24 protein-coding genes and 1 tRNA gene are annotated in these 20647 nt (G+C 52.9%); all 25 read left to right on the top strand.

The features are described from left to right. Nucleotides 1-13 precede the first annotated feature (13 nt). Nucleotides 14-628, top strand: a complete 615-nt coding sequence (locus tag PEL01S_RS09095; RefSeq protein ID WP_127460079.1) for a nucleotidyltransferase family protein — start codon at nucleotides 14-16, stop codon at nucleotides 626-628. 16 nt (nucleotides 629-644) lie between these two features. Next, a complete protein-coding gene (locus tag PEL01S_RS09090) occupies nucleotides 645-986 on the top strand; it encodes a 2Fe-2S iron-sulfur cluster-binding protein (RefSeq protein ID WP_063183857.1) in 342 nt (113 codons plus the stop codon). Continuing rightward, complete coding sequence (locus tag PEL01S_RS09085; RefSeq protein ID WP_063183859.1) at nucleotides 986-1711, top strand: YphF family lipoprotein; 726 nt, start codon at nucleotides 986-988, stop codon at nucleotides 1709-1711. Before PEL01S_RS09090 ends, PEL01S_RS09085 begins: the two co-directional genes overlap by 1 nt. Before the next feature lie 254 nt (nucleotides 1712-1965). Continuing rightward, the gene (spoIVA, locus tag PEL01S_RS09080) at nucleotides 1966-3444 is read left to right on the top strand and encodes a stage IV sporulation protein A (protein WP_063183861.1); all 1479 of its coding nucleotides are present in this window, start codon (nucleotides 1966-1968) and stop codon (nucleotides 3442-3444) included. 194 nt (nucleotides 3445-3638) lie between these two features. Beyond that, entirely contained in the window at nucleotides 3639-3911 is a 273-nt protein-coding gene (gene hbs / locus PEL01S_RS09075) for a non-specific DNA-binding protein Hbs (protein WP_010494971.1), read from the top strand. A gap of 165 nt (nucleotides 3912-4076) precedes the next feature. After that, a tRNA-Pro gene (locus PEL01S_RS09070) sits at nucleotides 4077-4150 on the top strand. A gap of 175 nt (nucleotides 4151-4325) precedes the next feature. Then, entirely contained in the window at nucleotides 4326-5234 is a 909-nt protein-coding gene (gene hprK, locus PEL01S_RS09065; protein WP_010495109.1) for an HPr(Ser) kinase/phosphatase, read from the top strand. Between the two features lie 197 nt (nucleotides 5235-5431). Continuing rightward, on the top strand, nucleotides 5432-6358 hold the full coding sequence (locus tag PEL01S_RS09060; RefSeq protein ID WP_127460078.1) for a phosphatase PAP2 family protein: 927 nt from the start codon (nucleotides 5432-5434) through the stop codon (nucleotides 6356-6358). An 87-nt stretch (nucleotides 6359-6445) separates the two neighbouring features. Continuing rightward, a complete protein-coding gene (gene mtrB, locus PEL01S_RS09055) occupies nucleotides 6446-6667 on the top strand; it encodes a trp RNA-binding attenuation protein MtrB (protein WP_010495112.1) in 222 nt (73 codons plus the stop codon). A gap of 107 nt (nucleotides 6668-6774) precedes the next feature. After that, nucleotides 6775-7296: a hypothetical protein gene (locus tag PEL01S_RS09050; protein ID WP_127460077.1), complete on the top strand. Its 522-nt coding sequence runs from the start codon at nucleotides 6775-6777 to the stop codon at nucleotides 7294-7296. Nucleotides 7297-7385: 89 nt separating this feature from the next. Then, the gene (locus PEL01S_RS09045; protein ID WP_108531750.1) at nucleotides 7386-8249 is read left to right on the top strand and encodes a heptaprenyl diphosphate synthase component 1; all 864 of its coding nucleotides are present in this window, start codon (nucleotides 7386-7388) and stop codon (nucleotides 8247-8249) included. Between the two features lie 10 nt (nucleotides 8250-8259). After that, entirely contained in the window at nucleotides 8260-9000 is a 741-nt protein-coding gene (locus PEL01S_RS09040) for a demethylmenaquinone methyltransferase (protein WP_063183868.1), read from the top strand. Between the two features lie 4 nt (nucleotides 9001-9004). After that, nucleotides 9005-9880, top strand: coding sequence for a UbiA-like polyprenyltransferase (locus tag PEL01S_RS09035; protein ID WP_010495116.1), 876 nt, complete (start codon nucleotides 9005-9007; stop codon nucleotides 9878-9880). Further along, nucleotides 9877-10482, top strand: a complete 606-nt coding sequence (locus PEL01S_RS09030; RefSeq protein ID WP_063183870.1) for a UbiX family flavin prenyltransferase — start codon at nucleotides 9877-9879, stop codon at nucleotides 10480-10482. Before PEL01S_RS09035 ends, PEL01S_RS09030 begins: the two co-directional genes overlap by 4 nt. After that, entirely contained in the window at nucleotides 10475-11338 is an 864-nt protein-coding gene (locus PEL01S_RS09025) for a menaquinone biosynthetic enzyme MqnA/MqnD family protein (RefSeq protein WP_063183872.1), read from the top strand. Before PEL01S_RS09030 ends, PEL01S_RS09025 begins: the two co-directional genes overlap by 8 nt. Beyond that, nucleotides 11335-12309, top strand: coding sequence for a polyprenyl synthetase family protein (locus PEL01S_RS09020; protein WP_108531746.1), 975 nt, complete (start codon nucleotides 11335-11337; stop codon nucleotides 12307-12309). Before PEL01S_RS09025 ends, PEL01S_RS09020 begins: the two co-directional genes overlap by 4 nt. A 241-nt stretch (nucleotides 12310-12550) precedes the next feature. Then, on the top strand, nucleotides 12551-12994 hold the full coding sequence (ndk, locus tag PEL01S_RS09015; protein WP_127460076.1) for a nucleoside-diphosphate kinase: 444 nt from the start codon (nucleotides 12551-12553) through the stop codon (nucleotides 12992-12994). A gap of 18 nt (nucleotides 12995-13012) precedes the next feature. Further along, on the top strand, nucleotides 13013-13792 hold the full coding sequence (locus PEL01S_RS09010; protein WP_063183877.1) for a CheR family methyltransferase: 780 nt from the start codon (nucleotides 13013-13015) through the stop codon (nucleotides 13790-13792). An 84-nt stretch (nucleotides 13793-13876) separates the two neighbouring features. After that, nucleotides 13877-14041, top strand: a complete 165-nt coding sequence (locus PEL01S_RS34420) for a hypothetical protein (protein WP_164824264.1) — start codon at nucleotides 13877-13879, stop codon at nucleotides 14039-14041. 203 nt (nucleotides 14042-14244) lie between these two features. Further along, the gene (gene aroC, locus PEL01S_RS09005; RefSeq protein ID WP_127460075.1) at nucleotides 14245-15408 is read left to right on the top strand and encodes a chorismate synthase; all 1164 of its coding nucleotides are present in this window, start codon (nucleotides 14245-14247) and stop codon (nucleotides 15406-15408) included. Between the two features lie 17 nt (nucleotides 15409-15425). Then, complete coding sequence (aroB, locus tag PEL01S_RS09000) at nucleotides 15426-16523, top strand: 3-dehydroquinate synthase (RefSeq protein WP_127460074.1); 1098 nt, start codon at nucleotides 15426-15428, stop codon at nucleotides 16521-16523. A gap of 3 nt (nucleotides 16524-16526) precedes the next feature. Continuing rightward, on the top strand, nucleotides 16527-16904 hold the full coding sequence (aroH, locus tag PEL01S_RS08995; RefSeq protein ID WP_063183883.1) for a chorismate mutase: 378 nt from the start codon (nucleotides 16527-16529) through the stop codon (nucleotides 16902-16904). A gap of 321 nt (nucleotides 16905-17225) precedes the next feature. Further along, on the top strand, nucleotides 17226-18767 hold the full coding sequence (gene trpE, locus PEL01S_RS08990; protein WP_127460073.1) for an anthranilate synthase component I: 1542 nt from the start codon (nucleotides 17226-17228) through the stop codon (nucleotides 18765-18767). A 31-nt stretch (nucleotides 18768-18798) separates the two neighbouring features. After that, nucleotides 18799-19842: an anthranilate phosphoribosyltransferase gene (trpD, locus tag PEL01S_RS08985; RefSeq protein WP_108531742.1), complete on the top strand. Its 1044-nt coding sequence runs from the start codon at nucleotides 18799-18801 to the stop codon at nucleotides 19840-19842. Further along, on the top strand, nucleotides 19832-20641 hold the full coding sequence (gene trpC / locus PEL01S_RS08980) for an indole-3-glycerol phosphate synthase TrpC (RefSeq protein ID WP_127460072.1): 810 nt from the start codon (nucleotides 19832-19834) through the stop codon (nucleotides 20639-20641). Before trpD ends, trpC begins: the two co-directional genes overlap by 11 nt. The last annotated feature ends 6 nt before the right edge of the window (nucleotides 20642-20647 follow it).

Below are 20647 nucleotides of genomic sequence, written 5' to 3'. Positions count from 1 at the left end.
ATAGGATGATAAGATGAATACACAACAACTTGGCATGGTGCCGGAACCGCTCAAGGAGATTTTTTTCGAGCTTGCCATACATACACGGGGTTCTGATTCCATTTGGCTGGTCGGCGGCAGCACCGGACTGCTGCTGCAAGGCGTGCAGCTTGACGCGCTTCCCCGGGACTTGGATTTATATGCCGACCGGCGCGATGTGGAGGATTTGCATAGGGCGCTCCAACGGTACTCGACTGACGAGCAGACGGAGAGCGAAACGCCGATTTACCGGTCGATTCTCAGCCATTATGAGATGAACGGTGTCAAGGTGGAGCTCGTCGGTGCTTTTGAGGTGCGGGCGATGGGCAGCGAATATCGCGTGGAAGCCGAATATTTGGCACGAACGCATGCGCCTGCTGTTCCGTATGGCGAAGGAGAGGTCGTCCAGCTAATGCCGCTGGCCCACGAACTGGTGTTTAACGTGATGAGGGACCGCCCGGACCGTTATGAAGCGATTGCAAGAGTATGCCGAGCCCGGGAGCCGGAGCGTCACAAGCTGGTTCTCGATGATTTGATTGCCCGCAACCGCTTCAGCGGGGAGCTTGCCGACAGGCTGCGTACGCTGCTCGACCCGAAAGCGGACAGTTAACGGAAGGAGAGCACGTATGGCCGCGAAAGTCACTTTTTTACCTGACAACAAAACGATTGAAGCAAGACCGGGCACGACGCTTCTGGACGCGGCACGGCGCGCCCGCGTGCATATCCGTACCCGGTGTGGGGGCAAGGCGGCTTGTCTGATGTGCAAGGTTCGCGTGACGGAAAATGCCGGCACGGGGCTGGCCGAGCCGAACCGCAATGAGGCGCTGAAGCTTGGCGGCTTGCAGCAAGACGGCTACCGTCTTGCCTGTCAGGCGAAAATCACCGGGCCTGTCACGGTGCTCGTGCCGGAGGACCCGCTCAAAAGTGCAATACGCAAGCAGTTGGAGAAGCAGGAGGAGGAATGGTGATGAAGCGTTGGCTGCAGGCGGCGTCTTTGCTGCTGGTCTGCACGCTGCTCGGCGGCTGTATGTATCCGAAAGAGATGCGTAAAGAGAACCAGATCGCAACAGGCGAGTACGTGATCGTCGTTCAGAACGCGATCGATCAATATAAGGCGAAAACCGGCGTGCTGCCGATCAAAAATTTCGAGGCGACCACGCCGCTGTATGAGCAGAATGCAATCGATTTTAAAAAACTGAAGGGGCGTTACATCAGCGAGGTGCCGGCCAATGCGTTCGAGAATGGCGGGACGGCGACCTACGTCCTGGTCGATGCGGAGACGAAGCCGACGGTCAAGATGATGGACCTGCCTTCGTTCCAGCTAACCGTCGAGCTTCAGCAGGAGGTAGATCGTTATAAATCGAAAACGGGCACGCTGCCGGCAGGGGAAGCGGTCGCTCCCGGCTTTGTCGCCATCGATTACGCCAAATTGAACCGGAAGCCGGCGGAGGTGGACAGCATGTATACGCGCTCGGTAAAACTTCCGTTCCTGATGAGCGAATCGGGGCAGGTCGGCATCGATTACGCGCCTGAAATTATGCGGCTTATCGATAAGAAGCAGCTTCAAAGCCGTCTTGATGCAAAGCAGGATTTGCGCGCACTGCTCGTTCAGGAGTCGTATTTTGTCCCTGCGCGTTCGTTTGCTTACTCGTGGAAAGACAATAAGCCGCTTCCCGTCCCGGAATCGTTCTAAACTAGCCTCTATCAACCTTCTATTCAAGGTGATAGAGGTTTTTTTCTTGGCATAGCTAGAATAATCGTAGAATCTCCTACATATATTTGTCAGGTATGAAGTTAAGGACGCAAGCGGCGAACACGGTAAAGCCGGATTTCCGGCGAAAATTATTTCTGCGCCTGTCATCATATTTTGAACCGCCGTACATATATTTGTACTAGTCCAAAGCGTGTACGAGTTTCGTCTTAAACAACCTGTAGGAGGGATTCTCATTGGAAAAAGTGGATATCTTTAAGGACATTGCAGAGCGTACTGGCGGGGATATTTACCTGGGGGTCGTTGGAGCGGTCCGTACGGGAAAATCAACGTTCATCAAGCGCTTTATGGAGTCGATCGTGCTGCCCAACATCCAGAATGAAGCCGACCGGATTCGGGCAACCGACGAATTGCCGCAAAGCGCCGCCGGACGGACGATTATGACGACGGAGCCGAAATTCGTACCGAACAATGCCGTGCAACTGCATGTTGCTGAAGGACTGAATGTCAACGTTCGACTGGTCGACTGCGTCGGGTATGTTGTCGAAGGCGCCAAAGGATATGAGGATGAGAATGGCCCAAGGATGATCAACACGCCGTGGTTCGATGAAGCGATTCCGTTCCAGGAAGCCGCGGAAATCGGCACGCGCAAGGTGATTCAAGAGCATGCGACGCTTGGTGTCGTCATTACGACAGATGGCTCGATCGCCGAAATTCCGCGCACCTCCTACGTCGATGCGGAGGAGCGCATCATTAACGAATTGAAGGAAGTCGGAAAGCCGTTCATCGTCATTGTGAACTCCACCCGCCCGCAGAGCGATGCCGTGATTGAGCTGCGCAACGAGCTGCAGGCGAAGCACGACGTGCCGGTCGTGGCGATGAGTGTTGCCAATATGAGCGAGGACGACATGATGTCCGTGCTTCGCGAAGTGCTGTACGAATTCCCGGTTCACGAGGTCAATGTAAATCTGCCCAGCTGGGTTATGGTGTTGGAGGAGAACCATTGGCTCCGCTCCAGCTTCGAGAACTCTGTCCGCGAGACGGTACAGGACATTCGCAGGCTTCGCGACGTGGATCGGGTCGTCAGTCATTTCGAGGAATACGAATTTATCGATAAAGCGGCGTTGGCCGGAATGAATATGGGGCAAGGGGTCGCGGAAATCGATCTGTATGCGCCCGACGAGCTGTATGACCGCATTCTTATGGAGGTCGTCGGCGTAGAAATCCGCGGCAAGGATCACCTGCTGCAGCTCATGCAGGATTTTACGCATGCTAAGCGGGAGTACGATCACTTCGCCGAAGCGCTCGAAATGGTCAAAACGACAGGCTACGGGATTGCTCCTCCGACTCTTGCGGAGATGGCGCTCGACGAACCGGAGCTCATCCGGCAAGGCTCCCGCTTCGGCGTCCGGCTCAAGGCGACGGCACCGTCAATTCATATGATCCGCGTCGACGTGGAATCGGAATTCTCGCCGATTATCGGGACAGAGAAACAAAGCGAGGAGCTCGTTCGCTACTTGATGCAGGATTTCGAGGACAACCCGCTCAAAATCTGGGAATCGGATATTTTCGGACGGTCGCTGCATTCGATCGTGCGCGAAGGCATTCAAGGCAAGCTGGCCATGATGCCGGACAACGCGCGCTACAAGCTCCAGGAAACGCTTGGACGAATTATAAACGAAGGCTCTGGCGGCCTCATTGCGATCATTTTGTGAGATGTTTCTCATTTTTCGTGAAAAATGCACTCCGAAGGGTGCATTTTTTGTGTTTGCACTTGAAAATGGTTAACGCGTGTATTACTATAATCTTGTTTCTTTCACCTTTGCATCGTTCCGAATGTATATTTTTCGGCGAAACGGTTAACAAAGAAAGTAACAGGACTCGTTTGTTTCGGGGGGAGGTGAATCGCATGAATAAATCCGATTTGATCAATAAGGTAGCGGAATCCACGGAGCTTTCCAAAAAGGACGCAACCAAAGCGGTTGAAGCTGTATTCGAAGCTATTTCCGAGGCGCTTCAAAGCGGAGATAAGGTACAATTGGTCGGATTCGGCAACTTCGAAGTTCGTGAGCGTTCCGCCCGCAAAGGCCGCAACCCGCAAACCGGCGAAGAAATCGAAATTCCTTCCAGCAAAATCCCGGCCTTCAGACCTGGCAAAGCGTTGAGAGACGGAATCCAGTAAGCTCTTGCGGCTTTAGGCTTTCTACATAATGGGGCCGGTTCACCGGCTCGAAAAGCGCTCGAATACGGTTCGGGCGCTTTTTCTTTTCTATGGAAAAAAATCCTTTACAATCGATAGGGCATAAGATATAATACTCTTTGCCGGATTTTTTTGCCGGATCAATTTCGGGGTATGGCGCAGTCTGGTAGCGCGCACCCTTGGGGTGGGTGAGGTCGTGGGTTCGAATCCCGCTACTCCGATAGCATGTTATGACCGAATCGCTTTCTTGACGGATACATCCGCCGAAGGAAGCGGTTTTTATTTTCTCCAGATCTATTCATAGGTCGGAAGCTGAAGAGGGAAATGCTCTCTTATGTAGAATTAGTTAGCAGATTCCGTTTGGCATAGCAGTAGAAGGCGAAGGGGGAAGAACGGATGAAATCTGTAACGGTAGAAGATTTGGTAAAACGATTTTCGTTGGAAGTACTGGCCGGGGCCACGCAGCTCCATCGAACGATTCCTAAGACCAGAGTCCATCGTCCGGGGTTGGAATTCGTCGGGTATTTCGATTTTTTCTCGCAGTCCCACCTGCAGGTGCTCGGCAGTAAAGAAATCACTTATTTACATACGCTCACGGAAGAGGAACGCAATGAGCGGATCGGAAACATCGTGAAGTATCATCCGCCGTGCTTTGTCGTAACCCGCAATCAGGAAGGGCTTAAATATTTGATGAAATATTGCGAGGAAGAGGGCATTCCCTTACTGCGGACTCCGCAGGCGACGAACAAATTCATCGAGCTGGTGGACGCTTTCTTGACGAAATCGATGGCGCCGGAGATTGCCGTGCATGGGGTATGCGTCAACGTATCCGGGATCGGCATTCTGCTCCGGGGCAAATCCGGCGTAGGCAAAAGCGAGACGGCGCATACGCTCATTCGGCGGGGACACCGGCTGGTGGCGGATGATATTGTGGTGCTTAAGAAGATCAGCCCGGAGACGCTTCTCGGCACGCATAACGGAAAGACAAAAGAGTTTCTCGCCCTCCGCAGCATCGGACTCATCAATGTTTCCCGGCTGTACGGCCGCAAAGCGTTTCAGGACGAGACGCGGATCGTTCTCGACATCGAATTAACAAAGTGGCAGGACAATGCACTCAATAACGAATTGGAGCTGGTCCCGAAGTTTTCGGAGTATATGGACATCAAGATTCCGCATATCGAAATCCAGCTTCAGCCCGGACGGGATGTGGCCGGCTTGGTCGAAGCGGCGGCCAACAACTGGTATCTCCGGCAGCAGGGCTACAGCGCGGCAGAGGACTTTATGAAGCGTCTGCAAGAGGAATGAAAGCGTCCGGCAATTCTTTGCGAAGCACAAGCGACACGGGACATTTGCCCGTGTTTTTTAATTCTGAAGCTTTTCTTAAATGTAAAAAAATTATGAAGCAAAACCATTGTTTTTTTGTTATACTTAGTTGACCTTATTTCACGAAATGAGAATGCGATAAGCGGTTTAGGTACAGTATTTAGGGGGAGTTACCGAAAATGTCAGAGAAACTTAGACGATGGTCGAACGCAAACGATTGGACGATGTACGGCATACTGGCATCGATCTTTTTGGTATGGCGTATCGGCGTGGTCGGGAATTGGAGCTTGGAATGCTGGGTCTTGCTTTTAATATGTCTGATGGGCGTCCGAAAAGATCAGATTGACGTCGATTGGAAACGTTTTTTTGTGGTAGGTATCCCACTTCTTGGCGTATTTTATTACTTCTATGGCTCCGGCAGCGGAGTATGGTGGAAAATCGCCAATTGGATGTTCGAAAACAATCGTCATGTATGGCAATGGGATGACATGATGAGAAGCATCCCCCTCAACGATGCCGCATGGGCCCGGGCGATCAATCACCCGGTGGCCGACCAGATCATGGCTTGGATCTACAACTACGGCTTCGTGCTCTCGCTCTGGATTTGCATTGTCCGAAGCTACTGGACCAAGAGCGTAAAAAAGATGATGTCCTACGCCTTATCCGGACATTTGATGCAGTTTCCGCTGATCCTGCCGTTTTACAACCTGATTTTGCTTCGCGAGGTATGGTGGGTAAAAGGGCAGCCTGATTTGCTCGCTCGCAAATTTGCCACGGAAAACGATATGCTGGTCAATGTCATGAACTGCTTTCCGAGCATGCATACGTCGATTTCGTTCGCCATGCTGCTGCTGGCGCTCCGAGAGAAAGACCGCATCTTCAAATACATGATGGTTACGTATTGCTCCGCGATTATTTTCTCGACGATGTATTTGCAGATTCACTGGGTGCTCGACGTCATTGCGGGCATGCTGTTTGCTTACGGTGTCGTTAAGCTTTCCGATTTGATCGTCTATTTGGCTTCCAAGCTCGTACCGAGCCGCTTCAAAGGGTTCTACAATAAAAAAGATCAAGCTTACGCACCAGAGAAAACGGTAGCCGCCTAAGAGGGCGGCTTTTCTATTGAGTTGACAGCACGAGTATTTTTCTGCATGATAAAGGTAATTGGACAGATTAGCCCAGGGGGAATAAGAATGGAAACGAATCAGAGTGAATACTTTGTGGTAAAAGCCAAGGAAAATGGAGTACAGGTCATCGGATTGACAAGAGGGCAGGATACCCGGTTTCACCACACGGAAAAGTTGGATAAAGGCGAGATTATGATCGCTCAATTTACTGAACATACATCAGCTATCAAAATCCGTGGGAAAGCGGTTGTAGCCACGAAATTCGGCCTAATCGATACGGAGGAATAATTTTTCGGGTAACGGCAGGCATAGCCTGCTTTTTTTCGTTGTACAATGTAACAGACAGGGCATCAGCCAAGCATTCGGACCCCGTCAAAAGGAGGAAGCGGTTCGGGATGAAATGGGCTCCCCGTTTGTTGATCATTACAGCCTTATCGATAGCGGTAGCGTCGGCTTTGTCTTATTTGTCACAGCTGGATGAGAGCCTTAGCGTGTTTCGAAGCGTTAAAGCGCATCCCGTGTCCGAGAACAATATTGTCGACGTTGTATCGAGGATGCAGCTTCATTTAAGAATTCGCCGGGTGGAGGTAAATCATGCCATTGTGTCGATCGATTTGCTGGCCGTAAAAACGAGCGACAAATCCGACATGCTCAGCGATATGTACGAAGTGCCTACGGTGATGTTCGCTTCGTCTACGAATATCAATCAGGTATTGGTCCGCGTGCTGGATGCCTCCGGGGACCGGGAGGGGAATCCCCAGCCCTTGGCAGCGGTAGACGCAAGGCGGGATAAATGGCTTCCGAACGAACCGGGACTACGCTCCAAAAACGCGGAAGAGCTGCAGCAGTATTTGGATACCCGCTTTCGGATGACGTATACCTCGAAATGGCAGGAGCGTTTTACTCCGAAAAGCTGATCCGGGTACATGCGAAAATAATTCGATTATGCTATAATAGTTTAGATTGCGAGTGAAGAGATTTTTCTTATCGGTTCGGAGGCTTACATATGAACACTTATCGGATTCCGGAGATGGCCAAGAAATACACAGAGCATGACATGATTCAAAAGCATACGGATCTGCCGCTCTTTCCCGAATTCCGCACCCGGCTTCTGTATGCTTTTTTAAATAAGCACAGCACATTGGCCGGCTACAGCGAGCTTTACACGCTTGTGACGTCCCTCGTACAGCTTGGTTTGGATACGCATGATATGGTCAGCATAACCAACGATGCCAAGGAGCAGAAATCCGCCCGCTCCCGGCAGCTCAAGGTGCTTGCGGGAGACTACTTCAGCAGCCGCTTTTACTACCTGCTGTCTCATTCCGGACATATTGATTTGATCGGAATACTGTCCGCAGCGATATGCGAAGCCAACCGCCTCAAAATGAACCTGTACCTCAAGATGAAGCAGTTGAAGCTTACGGCGGATGAATACATTGGGCAGTCGGTCGAGGTGAAGACGCAATTGTTTCTTTCCTTCGCCAATCTGCTCGAGGAGCGTTTTTACGTCGTGTGGCCCGAGGTACTTCGCCTGTTTACCCGCTGCGAGGTGCTGCTTCAGGAAATCGACCGGTCCGAGTCGTCTCAGCCGCATCGGGATAGCTGGGGCTTTTGGCATGTTCTGCAGCAAGCCACACGGGAAGAAAAGAAGCTGCTGCAAAGCGAAGAGCCGGACCCGGCAAAATGGCGCCCGTTATGGCTGAAGTACAAGGTAACGCCGCAGCTGCACCAAATGCTCGATACCTGCATGAAGGAGCTTCAAGACAAGCTGCAGTCGTTCGAGCCGGAGAAATTAGGCAAAGAACTGCTGTCAATCGGCGAACCGTTCCGCCGGTATTTATCGGCCCCGCGGGCGACTCAAGAAGTTTGAGGTGACACTTATGGAAATGAAATCGACCAAGGAACAGTTCGTTCACTCCGTCTTCGAAAGCATCGCGCCGAAGTACGACTTGATGAACGACATTTTGAGTTTCCGCCGGCATAAAGCCTGGAGAAACTTTACGATGAAGAAAATGGATGTGAAGCCGGGAGCAACGGCGATCGACCTGTGCTGCGGCACCGGTGATTGGACGATCAGTCTCGCTAAAGCGAGCGGCGCCGGTAAGATCGTAGGCCTTGACTTCAGCCAAAACATGCTGGATGTAGGCGAGGAAAAAGTCAAGCGGCTCGGAATGGACGAGCAGATCAAGCTTGTGCAAGGCAACGCCATGGCGCTGCCGTTCGAGGATAATTCGTTCGATTACGCGACGATCGGCTTTGCGCTTCGCAATGTGCCTGATCTGGTCAAAGTCATCGAAGAAATGCAGCGGGTGGTGAAGCCCGGGGGAATGGTCGTTTCGTTGGAGCTGTCCAAACCGACCTGGAAGCCGTTTAAGGCGATTTACTTTTTTTATTTTCAAAAGGTTCTGCCGCTGCTTGGCAAACTGATCGTCAAACGGTATGAACAGTACAAATGGCTGCCGGAATCGCTTAAGAACTTCCCGGATCATAAGGAGCTCGCCGACATTTTCCGAAAGACCGGTTTGACCCGCGTCGAGGCTTACCCACTAACCGGCGGGATCGCGGCGCTTCACATCGGCATTAAGCCGCAAGCGGCAAATGGATCTAAGGGAGATGTCTGACAACATGGCATGGAGAAAGACCAAAATCTTTTTAGAAATGATCAAAATCGAGCATACGCTCTTCGCGCTTCCATTTGCTTTCATGGGAGCGCTCCTCGGTTCGGTGGTAAGCTTTAACCATCTTCCGTCATGGGGGCAGATCGGCTGGATTCTGCTGGCAATGATCGGGGCGCGGAGCGCAGCCATGGGGCTGAATCGGGTCATCGACAAAGTGTTCGATGCCAAAAATCCGCGGACGGCGATGCGGGCGATACCGGCCGGCTTGATCTCTTCGAAAGAAGCCATCATCTTTATTATTATTTCGTTCGTATGCTTATTCTGGGCAGCCTATCATTTAAGCCCGCTCGCGATGAAGCTGCTGCCGGTTGCCGTATTTTTTCTGGTGTTCTATTCTTACACGAAACGCTTCACTTGGACATGCCACTTGATTCTGGGAATGACGGTCGCGCTCGCGCCGCTGGGTGGCTGGATCGCCGTGACGGGAGAATTTTCGCTGGCGGCGCTCGTGTTTTACGTAGCCATCGTTTTTTGGCTGGCCGGCTTCGATACCATCTATGCGACGCAGGACGTTGAATTTGACAGGGAAGAAGGGCTGCATTCGATACCGGCCCGGTTCGGCATTCCTAAGGCGCTGCTCATCGCTCGCTGGTTTCATATCGTCACTGCGGCAGGTTTGATCAGCCTGTTTTTTTTAACGGATTTGAGCTGGGTCTACTTGGCCGGGGTGCTTGTCTCCTACGCTCTGCTGATGTATGAGCATCTGATTGTAAAGCCGACGGACCTTACCAAATTGAACACGGCCTTCTTTACGATGAACAGTACGCTTAGCATCTCGCTGTTCGTGTTCACCTTGATCGACTTGGTGGTGTTTAGCGGGTGAAAAGACCGTGGGTAATCGGCATTACCGGGGCGAGCGGCGCAGCTTACGGCGTGCGGCTTTGCCGCTTTTTGCTGTCGGCAGGGGAAGACGTTCATCTGATCGTAACAGATGCAGGCTGGCGCGTGCTGAAGGAAGAGCTCGGCTGGGACGCCTCGAAGCGGCAGGAAAGCGTTCGTCAGCACTTCGAATCCGACAACTGGCCAGGAAAGCTCGAATACGTGCCTGTGCAGGACATCGGAGCGAAGACGGCCAGCGGCTCGTTCCGGACGCAGGGGATGGTGGTCGTGCCGTGCTCGATGGGCACCCTGTCCGGCATCGCGAACGGCGCATCGGACAACCTGCTTGAGCGAACCGCGGACGTGATGCTGAAGGAAGGGCGCAAGCTGATTGTTGTGCCGCGGGAAACGCCGCTGCATGCGATTCATCTCGAAAACATGCTGAAGCTGGCAAGGCTTGGTGTACGTATCCTGCCGGCGATGCCGGCGTTTTATCAAGGTCCGCAGACATTAGACGATATGATCGATTTTATAGTTGGGAAAATATTGGACTGCATGGAGATCGAACATCAATTGTATAAAAGATGGGGTATGCCAAATGACTAACAACCAGGCGTCCGTACGCATCGGCCGTATCGACTTCACCAATGTGTGGCCGCTCTTCTATTACTTTCCTTTCTCTTCCTTCGGCAGCGATCTGGAGGTAACTCAACAGGTTCCGTCGGGGTTGAACCGCGCCATGGCCGAAGGACGAATCGATATCGGAGCCATTTCGTCATTTGCGTATGGAGAAAATTTCGACGAGTATTTAGTTTTTCCTGACATGTCGGTCAGCGCTTTCGGACAGGTCAATTCCATTCTTCTGTTTCACAGAAAACCATTGGAGGAACTAGGAGACGCCAAGATTGCGCTGCCGACGACTTCCGCCACCTCGATCAATTTGCTAAAAATTATTTTAACCAAGTTTTACGGGCTTCACCCCGAGTACGAGTACGCGGCTCCGGAGCTTGAACCGATGATGAAGAACGCAGATGCCGCGCTGTTGATTGGCGATCATGCGATTCGGGCAAGCTGGGAAAAGAACGGATATCTCGTTACCGATCTCGCTACGGAATGGACCCGCTTAACCGGACAGTGGATGACGTTTGCTGTCTGCACGATCCGGAAGCAAACCGTGGAGCAGTACCCGGCGCTTGTCAGCCGTATCTATGAGGCCTTTCTCGAGAGCAAGAGCAAGTCGCTTGCCGATCCGGCAGCATTGGTTCGTGACGCGCAAAAGCTGATTGGCGGGACGGAGGCCTATTGGCAGCGTTATTTCTCCGAATTGTGCTACGAATTCGGTCCGAAGCAATGGGAAGGGCTCTCGTTATATTATCAGTATGCCGCAGAGCTCGGTTTTCTGAAGCGGAACGTTCCTCTGCAAATATGGAAAGATAATTCTGTAGTACGGGTGACGGAATGAAACTGTTGGATTTATATGCTAAATTAAAAAAAGATATCAATTTGATTGAAAAGGAGCTGGAGCGAAGCATCGATGTTGATCATCCGGTGCTTCGCGAAGCTTCCCTGCACTTGCTGAAAGCAGGCGGTAAGCGGATTCGTCCGGTATTTGTGCTGCTTGGCGCCAAGTTCGGTCAGTATGATCTGGGGCGGGTAAAGTTCGTAGCCGTGCCTTTGGAGCTGATTCACATGGCCTCGCTTGTGCACGACGACGTCATCGACGATGCGAACACGCGGCGCGGTCAATTGACGGTCCGCTCCAAATGGGATAACCGGGTTGCCATGTACGCCGGGGATTATATTTTCGCCAAAGCGCTCAGCATTGTCACCCAATTGCCGGACCCATCCATCCATCGGATCATGTCCAATGCGTTGGTCGAGATGTCGATCGGAGAAATGGAACAAATCCGCTTCTTTTTCCATACGGGGCAGACCGTCCGCGACTATATGCTGCGGATTAAGCGCAAGACGGCGCTGCTGCTTGCAATCAGCTGCCAATTGGGAGCGATTGCGGCTGGTGCTCCCGAACAGACGGCCAAGCGGCTGTACGATTTCGGGTATTATACCGGGATGGCGTTCCAAATCCGCGACGATCTTCTTGACTTATGCGGAACGGAGAAAGAGATCGGCAAGCCGCCGGGCAGCGACATCAAGCAGGGAAATATTACGATTCCCGTCATCTTTGCGCTTCAGAATCCGCAGCTTCGTCCGGCTCTGCTGGAGGAAATCTCGCGTATCGAGGCCTGTGACGGGCAAACCGACATCAGCGCGTTTTTGAATATGATCCGGCGCAGCGAGGGAATCTCCCGCGCCGAAGCGATGGCGTCGACATACATAGATAAAGCGATTCGTTCCCTGGAGGGCTTGCCCAATATCCAGGCGAAAAAAGATTTGGTCAGTATTGCTCATTTTGTGGGGAACCGTTCTTATTAGGAGCTTGGTTTGACACCGTGAAGAACTGCATTCATCTGTAAGCTGATCGGGTAAACATTGTCACTCCACCGCTCTTGAAATTCAAGTTATCATCAATTTGCCTTGCGGTAACAACTTGATTTCAAAGGCGGCCGTAAACTTTCCGTGACAATCTTTACCCTATGCGGATGATGAATGCCTAAAACTAACTCCAAAACCAATCTCCTAATAAACTTTATTATAGTGGTAGGAGGAGAAACACATGGAAAAAACGTTTTTGATGGTTAAGCCTGACGGAGTGCAGAGAGGGCTCATTGGGGAGATCGTGCGCCGCTTTGAGCAAAAAGGGCTGCAATTGGTTGCGGCCAAGCTGGTGCAGGTCAGCCGCGAGCAAGCGGAAAGGCATTATGCAGAGCATGTGGGCAAGCCGTTTTTCGATAACTTGATCAAATTTATTACTTCTGGGCCCGTATTTGCAATGGTTTGGCAGGGGGATCAAGTGATTGCGCTATCCCGGACGATGATCGGCAAGACGAATTCTTTGGAAGCGCTGCCCGGTACGATCCGCGGCGACTTTGCGGTTCATACGAATTTGAACTTGATTCACGGGTCGGATTCTCCGGAAAGCGCCCAGCGGGAAATTGCAAACTTTTTCGGTCCTGAAGAAGTGCTCGATTACAGCAAAGCGATACAAACTTGGATCTGATAAGGCGGGGATGGCGGCATGGAGGATAAAGATTTCCTGTTATTCATCAAGAAAGTCAAGGACTACACGTCCATCGACTTGTCCCAGTATAAGGAAGCGCAGATGAAACGCCGTCTGACTACGCTGCGGATGAAAAAGGGGTATACGACGTTCGCTTCGTTTTTCGAGGCGATGACGAAGGACAAAGAGCTGTTTTACGAGTTTTTGGATCGGATGACGATCAACGTCTCCGAGTTTTGGCGCAATCCGAATCGTTGGGAAGTGCTGGAACAGAAGTTTTTGCCGGACATGCTCCGCAAATCGCGCAAGGTCAAGTGCTGGAGCGCCGCATGTTCCACGGGGGAAGAGCCTTATACGCTGGCGATGATTTTGGCGGAATTGAACGCCCAGGACAGCGTGGTGCTCGCGACCGATATCGATGATGGCGCTTTGGAAAAAGCGAAGAAGGCGATTTATTCGGACCGTTCGGTGCGGGATGTACCGGCCAAATATTTGCAAAAATATTACCGTCAGGAAAATTTGACTTATCATATTGCGGATTCGCTTAAAAAATCGATCCGCTTTCAAAAGCAAAACCTGCTGGTCGATACGTTTGATACCGGATTCGATTTAATCGTGTGCCGCAATGTTATGATCTATTTTACAGAAGAAGCCAAGCACTTATTGTATCATAAATTTGCCAATGCGTTGAAGCCGGGCGGCATCTTGTTCGTCGGCAGCACCGAGCAGATTTTCAGCCCGGCCCAGTACGGATTGGAATCTGCCGAAACGTTTTTTTACCGTAAAACGGAAGTGTAATGAATAAACGTTTCCATACGATCCCATACTATGAATAAAATGTAGACTGATTCTTTATGCCCGAAAGGCAGCAGGAGGAATCGCATGGACAAACGTAAAGTCATCAACGCTTACTGTCGGGGCTTCATCTCGGTACAAGAATGCGCCCAAATTCTCGGGATCGATTCGCTGCAAATTATGGGACTGGTTCATGATCCGCAGACTCCGGAACGCCCGCAAGTATTCAAAAAACAACCGGCCGGAGGCTGACATACCTTCGTCCGACACGGAAAGAAGCGCAGTCATCGGCTACATGCCTTTGGCCGCGCTTCTTTTTGTTCTTGCATATTCTTGTCAAAGCCGCAGGCCTATACTATAATTAGCACATGACTCAGCACATAAAAGCGCTAAAGCGTTTTGAAAGAAAGAAAGCTTACGCTTTTCATGGGATAGGATGAAAGGAGACAAATCAGGTGAGATACTTAACCGCAGGGGAAACGCACGGACCACAATTGACAGCTATTATTGAGGGATTTCCAAGCAATGTAACGATCGATTTCGAAGCGGTGAACGAACAGCTCGCTAGACGGCAGAAAGGCTACGGGCGGGGACGCCGCATGCAGATTGAGAAGGATACCGTGAACATAGCCGGCGGCGTGCGCCACGGCAAAACGACCGGCGCCCCGATCGCGCTTGTGGTGGAAAACAACGATTGGAAGCACTGGACTTCCATCATGAACATCGAGCCGATCGAAGGCAACGACGAGTCGAAGCGCCGGGTGAACCGCCCGCGTCCGGGTCATGCCGATTTGAACGGCGGTTTGAAATACAATCAGCGCGATTTGCGCAACATTCTCGAGCGCTCCAGCGCGCGGGAAACGACGATGCGCGTAGCTGTCGGCGGCATGGCTCGCGAGCTGCTGAAGGAATTCGGCATCAAAGTCGCCGGTCAGGTCATTCGCATCGGAGAAGTGGAAGTACAGCGGCAGGAGCTGCCGATCGACGAGCTGATCCGCATCACGGAGGAATCGCCGGTACGGGTGACGGATAAAGACGCGGAAGCGAAAATGATTGCGGCCATCGATGCGGCCAAAGGCGACGGCGATACGCTTGGCGGTATCGTCGAGTGCATCATCGAAGGCGTGCCTACGGGTCTCGGCAGCCATGTGCAATGGGACCGCAAACTGGACGGACGAATTGCACAGGCAGTGCTGTCGATTCAAGCATTCAAGGGCGTGGAATTCGGGATTGGATTCGAGGTGGCCAAGCGCAGAGGCTCGTCCGTTCACGACGAAATCATGCATGACGAGGAGCGCGGTTTTTATCGTGCGACTAACCGCGCAGGCGGATTTGAGGGCGGAATGACGACCGGTGAGCCGATCGTCGTACGCGGCGTCATGAAGCCGATCGCGACCCTCTATAAAGCGCTGCAAAGCGTAGATATCGATACGAAGGAAGCGTTCACCGCGCAGGTGGAGCGCTCCGATACGTGCGCGGTACCGGCGGCCGGCGTCATTATGGAGAACGTCATCGCTTGGGAAGTCGCGAGAGCGTTTATGGAAAAATTCGGCGGCGACTCGTTGGAGGAAATCCGCAGAAATTACGAGAGCTACTTAGAGCAAATCAAATCTTACTAAGCGGGAGAGCCGGATTTATGGTCAGAGAGCTAACGGTAGACCTTGGTACGAGGTCCTACCCGATTTATATCGGGGAGGGCCTGCTCGCGAATATCGCCGCGTACTTTGAGAAGCACGGGATTAGTAAAGCGTCACCGCTGCTTGTTGTAACCGACGATCATGTGGCGAAGCATCATCTGAAGCCGGTCCTGGACCGATTAGCGGAGGGCGGCTATACCGCGGTGTCCTACACCGTTGCGGCAGGCGAGAAGTCCAAGTCGCTCGCGGTGCTGGAAGACGTCGTCGGCGCCTGCTTGCAGGCGGGGTTGGACCGCAAATCGACGGTCGTGGCGCTTGGCGGCGGCGTTGTCGGCGATTTGGCCGGATTTGTGGCGGCCAGTTATATGCGCGGCATCCGGTTTGTGCAGATTCCGACGACGATTCTGGCTCACGACAGCAGCGTGGGCGGCAAGGTTGCCGTCAACCACCCGCTGGCGAAAAACATTATCGGCGCGTTCCATCAGCCGGAGATGGTATTGTATGACACGTCTACGCTGCTGACTTTGCCGGATCGGGACGTGCGCGCGGGCTTGTCGGAAATGATCAAGCATGGGCTGATCTGGGATGCCGAATTTACCGCGTGGTGCGAAGCGAATGCGGAGAAGCTCATCGGGCTGAACCCGGAAGCGCTCCAGTACGGTCTGTACAAAGGCTGCGCCGTCAAAGCGGCGGTCGTGTCGAAGGACGAGCGGGAGAACGATCTTCGCGCCATCCTGAACCTTGGGCATACGATCGGTCACGCGCTGGAAGCGGTGGCCGGTTACAATGAGCTGCAGCATGGCGAAGCGATCTCCATCGGCATGGTCGGCGCGGCGATGCTGTCGGTGCGTATGGGCAACCCGGAAGAGATTTTTACGGTAACCGAACGCATTTTCAAAAAGTTCGGCCTTCCTACGCGCATTCCGGCGCACTTCGATACCGAGGCGATCATGCGTGCGATGATGCACGACAAAAAATTCAGCGAAGGCCGCATGGTTTATATCATTCCGACGGCCATCGGCAAGGTCGAAATTAACAAAAACGTATCCGCGGAATGGGTCAGAGAGATCGTGGATCGGTTAAAACGGGAGGACTGACGGATGTTCGTAAGAGGAATCCGCGGAGCAACGACTGTGGAGCGCAACGAAGAGAATGACATTTTAACGGCAACAACAGAATTGCTCGATCAAATTATCGCGGAAAACGGCATCATTCCGGAGGAAATTGCCAGCGTATTCGTTACGGTGACGCCGGATTTGACAGCGACGTTCCCGGCACGGGCAATCCGCCAGATGCAGGGCTGGGACCTGGTCCCGCTGATGTGCTCGCTCGAAATCCCGGTAGAGGGCGGATTGCCCCGCTGTATTCGTTTAATGGTGATGGTCAATACGGACAAACAGCAAAAAGAAATCATCCATGTTTATCAAAGAGAAGCGATGCGGCTTCGTCCCGATTTGTCCAAATTGACAAAAGCATAATTGAGGTAGTATAGTTGATTACAACGAGTTAAGCAGATAAGAGTGAGTAAGCAGTAATTAGAGCAGAGTAGAGAGTTAGCCTAGTTCAGTTTGAGATGAGAAGAGAGAAGATTACTCGTTCGTGGAAAGAACCGTCAGGATGCGTTCGGCGCACTATCGGCAGGTTTATTTTAACCTACCCTAGGGTGTTAGACGTACTTTGCGTACACTTTCCGTTTGGACGAATCCTTCATCCGCTGAATACCGCCTCTACGATGCGTAGAGGCTTTTTTACGTTTGCAGAGCCTAGTTATTTTTGAGTTGAGAAGAGGAGAGATGACGATGCACACACCGGATGTAAAGGAAGTCGTTCGGCTTGCCAGCCAGTATAACCTGATCCCCGTCGTCCGCCATTTGATGGCCGATACGGAGACGCCGATCCGCGTATTTCAACATTTTTACGAAGAGAAGCGTGCCTTCTTACTAGAAAGTGTGGAAGGCGGGATCAAATGGGCGCGATATTCTTTTATCGGCACCGACCCGTTTATGTTTATTCAGGCCAAAAATGGTGTGACTCGCATCGAAGGTCCGGAAGGGACGACGACCTCGAAGGAAAAGCCGGTGGATGTGCTCAAAGCGCATTTAAGCGCGTATACGAGCCCTTCGCTGCCGGATTTGCCCCGCTTTACGGGCGGAGCCGTCGGATTTTTCGGTTATGATCTGCTGCAGTATTACGAGAAGCTGCCCGCGCATCGGCAGGACGATCTGCAGATGAACGATTTGGACTTTATGTTTTGCGATCAAGTGATCGTGTTCGACCATTTTAAGCAGCAGCTGAAAGTGATCGCCAACGTGCATGTGCCTCCCCAAGCAACGGAAGCGGACATCGTCGCCGCCTACGAAAAAACATGTGCCAAAATCGATGCGACCATCGAACGCCTGAAACGTCCGCTGCCTGCGCTCAAGATGAATCACCAGTCCATCCCCGATGACGTTGACTTGGGGGAAATCCGCTCGAACGTGACGAAGGAGCAGTTTCTGGCGAACGTCGATCAAGCGAAGGAATATATCCGGGCAGGCGATATTTTTCAAGTGGTTCTGTCCCAACGCTTTGAGATCAAAACGGACATTTCGCCACTGCATGTGTACCGCATCCTAAGAACGATGAATCCGTCGCCGTACATGTACTGCCTCAAAATGGATGAGGAAGTCATCGTCGGGACATCTCCTGAGCTGCTCGTCCGCGTCGAAGACGAGAAGGTGGAGACCCGGCCGATTGCCGGTACCCGACCCCGCGGGCGGACGACCGAGGAAGACCTGGCGCTCGAACAGGAGCTGCTGGCCGACGAGAAAGAGCGCGCCGAGCATTTGATGCTCGTCGATCTCGGCCGCAACGACCTCGGGCGCGTCTCCGAATTCGGTACCGTCCAATGCGATACGTTCATGCAAATCGAGCGGTACTCTCATGTCATGCATATCGTGTCCAACGTTTCCGGCAAGCTGGCGAAAGACAAAGATTTCTTCGACGCTTTCATTTCGTGCCTGCCCGCCGGCACCGTCTCGGGCGCTCCGAAGCTCAGGGCGATGGAAATCATCGCCGAGCTGGAGAACGAAGCGCGCGGTCCTTACGCCGGAGCCATCGGTTACTTCGGCTTCTCGGGCAACCTCGATACGTGCATTACGATCCGCACCATCGTATTCAAGAATGGCAAAGCTTATGTCCAAGCAGGCGCCGGGATCGTCTGGGATTCCGTTCCGGAGAACGAGTACCAAGAGACGATCAACAAAGCCAAGGGCATGCTGAAATCGATCCGCATGGCGGAAGCCGTTTTTGCATCGAAAACACCGGATTATGCATTGATCAATCACGATTATTATCAGTAATGATATCGGGATAAAAGGGGAGGCACGGACAATGGAGCAAACGACGTTGACGGTTCAACAGGCGATTGGGAAAATTATCGGGCTGCAGCATTTGACGCGGTCCGAGGCGCGCGATGTGATGTCCGACATCATGGAAGGCGGGGCGACGCCTTCGCAGATCGGAGCTTTGCTTACGGGACTTCGCATAAAAGGGGAAACGATCGAGGAAATCGCCGGCTTTGCCGAGACGATGCGGATGAAAGCAAGCCGGGTCCGCACCAGACAGACAAATCTGCTTGATACGTGCGGCACCGGAGGCGATGGCGCAGACACGTTCAACATTTCGACGACGGCGGCCATCGTAGCGGCAGCGGGCGGTATCCGCGTGGCGAAGCATGGAAACCGGGCCATGTCCAGTAAAAGCGGCAGCGCCGACGTGCTCGAAGCGCTTGGCGTCAATATTCAATTGAATCAGCAGCAGGCGGCGCGCTGCCTGGAGCAGGTCGGAATTTGCTTCATGTTTGCGCAGCTGTATCATCAGTCGATGCGGCATGTTGCCGCCCCGCGCAGGGAGCTCGGCGTCCGCACCGTGTTTAACCTGCTGGGACCGCTCACGAACCCGGCCGGAGCCGATCGCCAGGTGCTCGGCATCTTCGACCGCGGCAAAACGGAAACGATCGCCCATGTCATGCAGGCGCTCGGCGTAAAGCGTGCACTCGTTGTCGCCAGCCTCGATGGGCTGGACGAAATCAGCATCTCTGCCGGCACACAGGTGACGGAGCTGAAGGACGGGACCATTCGTACTTTTGAAATCACACCGGATGAGTTGGGGCTGCGCACTTATAGCATCAAGGATGTCATCGGAGGAGACGCCCATGTGAACGCGGGCATTATTCGCCGCATCTTCGCCGGTGAGACCGGCGCTTGCCGCGACATCGTGCTGGCCAACGCCGGAGCGTGCTTCTACGTTACCGGAATGGCCGGAACGCTGCAGGAAGGCGTGAAGCTTGCCGCATCGGTTATCGATTCGGGCCGGGCCCAAGCGAAACTGGAGCAATTAGTCCAATGTACGGGAGAAGAGAGCTATGTTTCTTGATCGCATTGTTGTCACCAAACGGCAGGAAGTGGCTTCGATTAAAGAGCGGATTACCATCGCCGAAATGGAAAAAACGATCGCCGGACTGGCGCCGTGTCTCGGGTTCGAGCGTGCGCTCAGCGCAGGACGGAAGCGTCCGATGGGACTGATCGCGGAGGTGAAGAAGGCTTCGCCTTCCAAGGGCTTGATCAGGGAAGATTTTGAGCCTGTCCGGTTGGCGAAAGCTTACGAGGAGGCTGGGGCGGATTGCTTGTCGGTGCTGACCGACGCTCCGTATTTTCAAGGCTCCAACGATTATTTGAGCCGGGTGAGGCAGGCTGTCGGCGTGCCGCTTCTGCGCAAAGATTTTACGATCGATCCGCATCAAATCTATGAGGCGCGCTGCATTGGAGCCGACGCGATTCTGCTGATTGCCGCCATCCTGACGACCGAGCAGATGCGGCAATTCCAATCGATCGCCCGAAGTATCGGTCTCGATGTGCTGATTGAAGTGCACGATCAGGAGGAGCTGGCCCGCGTGCTGGAGCTTAACCCGACGATGATCGGCATCAACAACCGCAATCTCCAAACGTTCGTGACCGATCTTCGCACGACGGAACAGCTTATGGACTCCATCCCTAAAGGGACGACCGTCGTGAGTGAAAGCGGCATCTCAAAGCCGGAAGAGATCGAATGGCTCCGTTCGGTCGGAGCTCATGCCGTGCTTGTCGGAGAGCATTTCATGCGCCAGCCGGACGTTTCCGAAGCCGTGCATGACTTGATGGGTTCTTACTCCGAAGCGGGCGCCGGTAAGGAGTGAGCAGTA

It is taken from the genome of Paenibacillus elgii NBRC 100335 (assembly GCF_004000865.1).
In the GTDB taxonomy this organism is placed as follows: domain Bacteria; phylum Bacillota; class Bacilli; order Paenibacillales; family NBRC-103111; genus Paenibacillus_G; species Paenibacillus_G elgii.
This window is presented reverse-complemented; position numbering and strand designations above follow the sequence as displayed.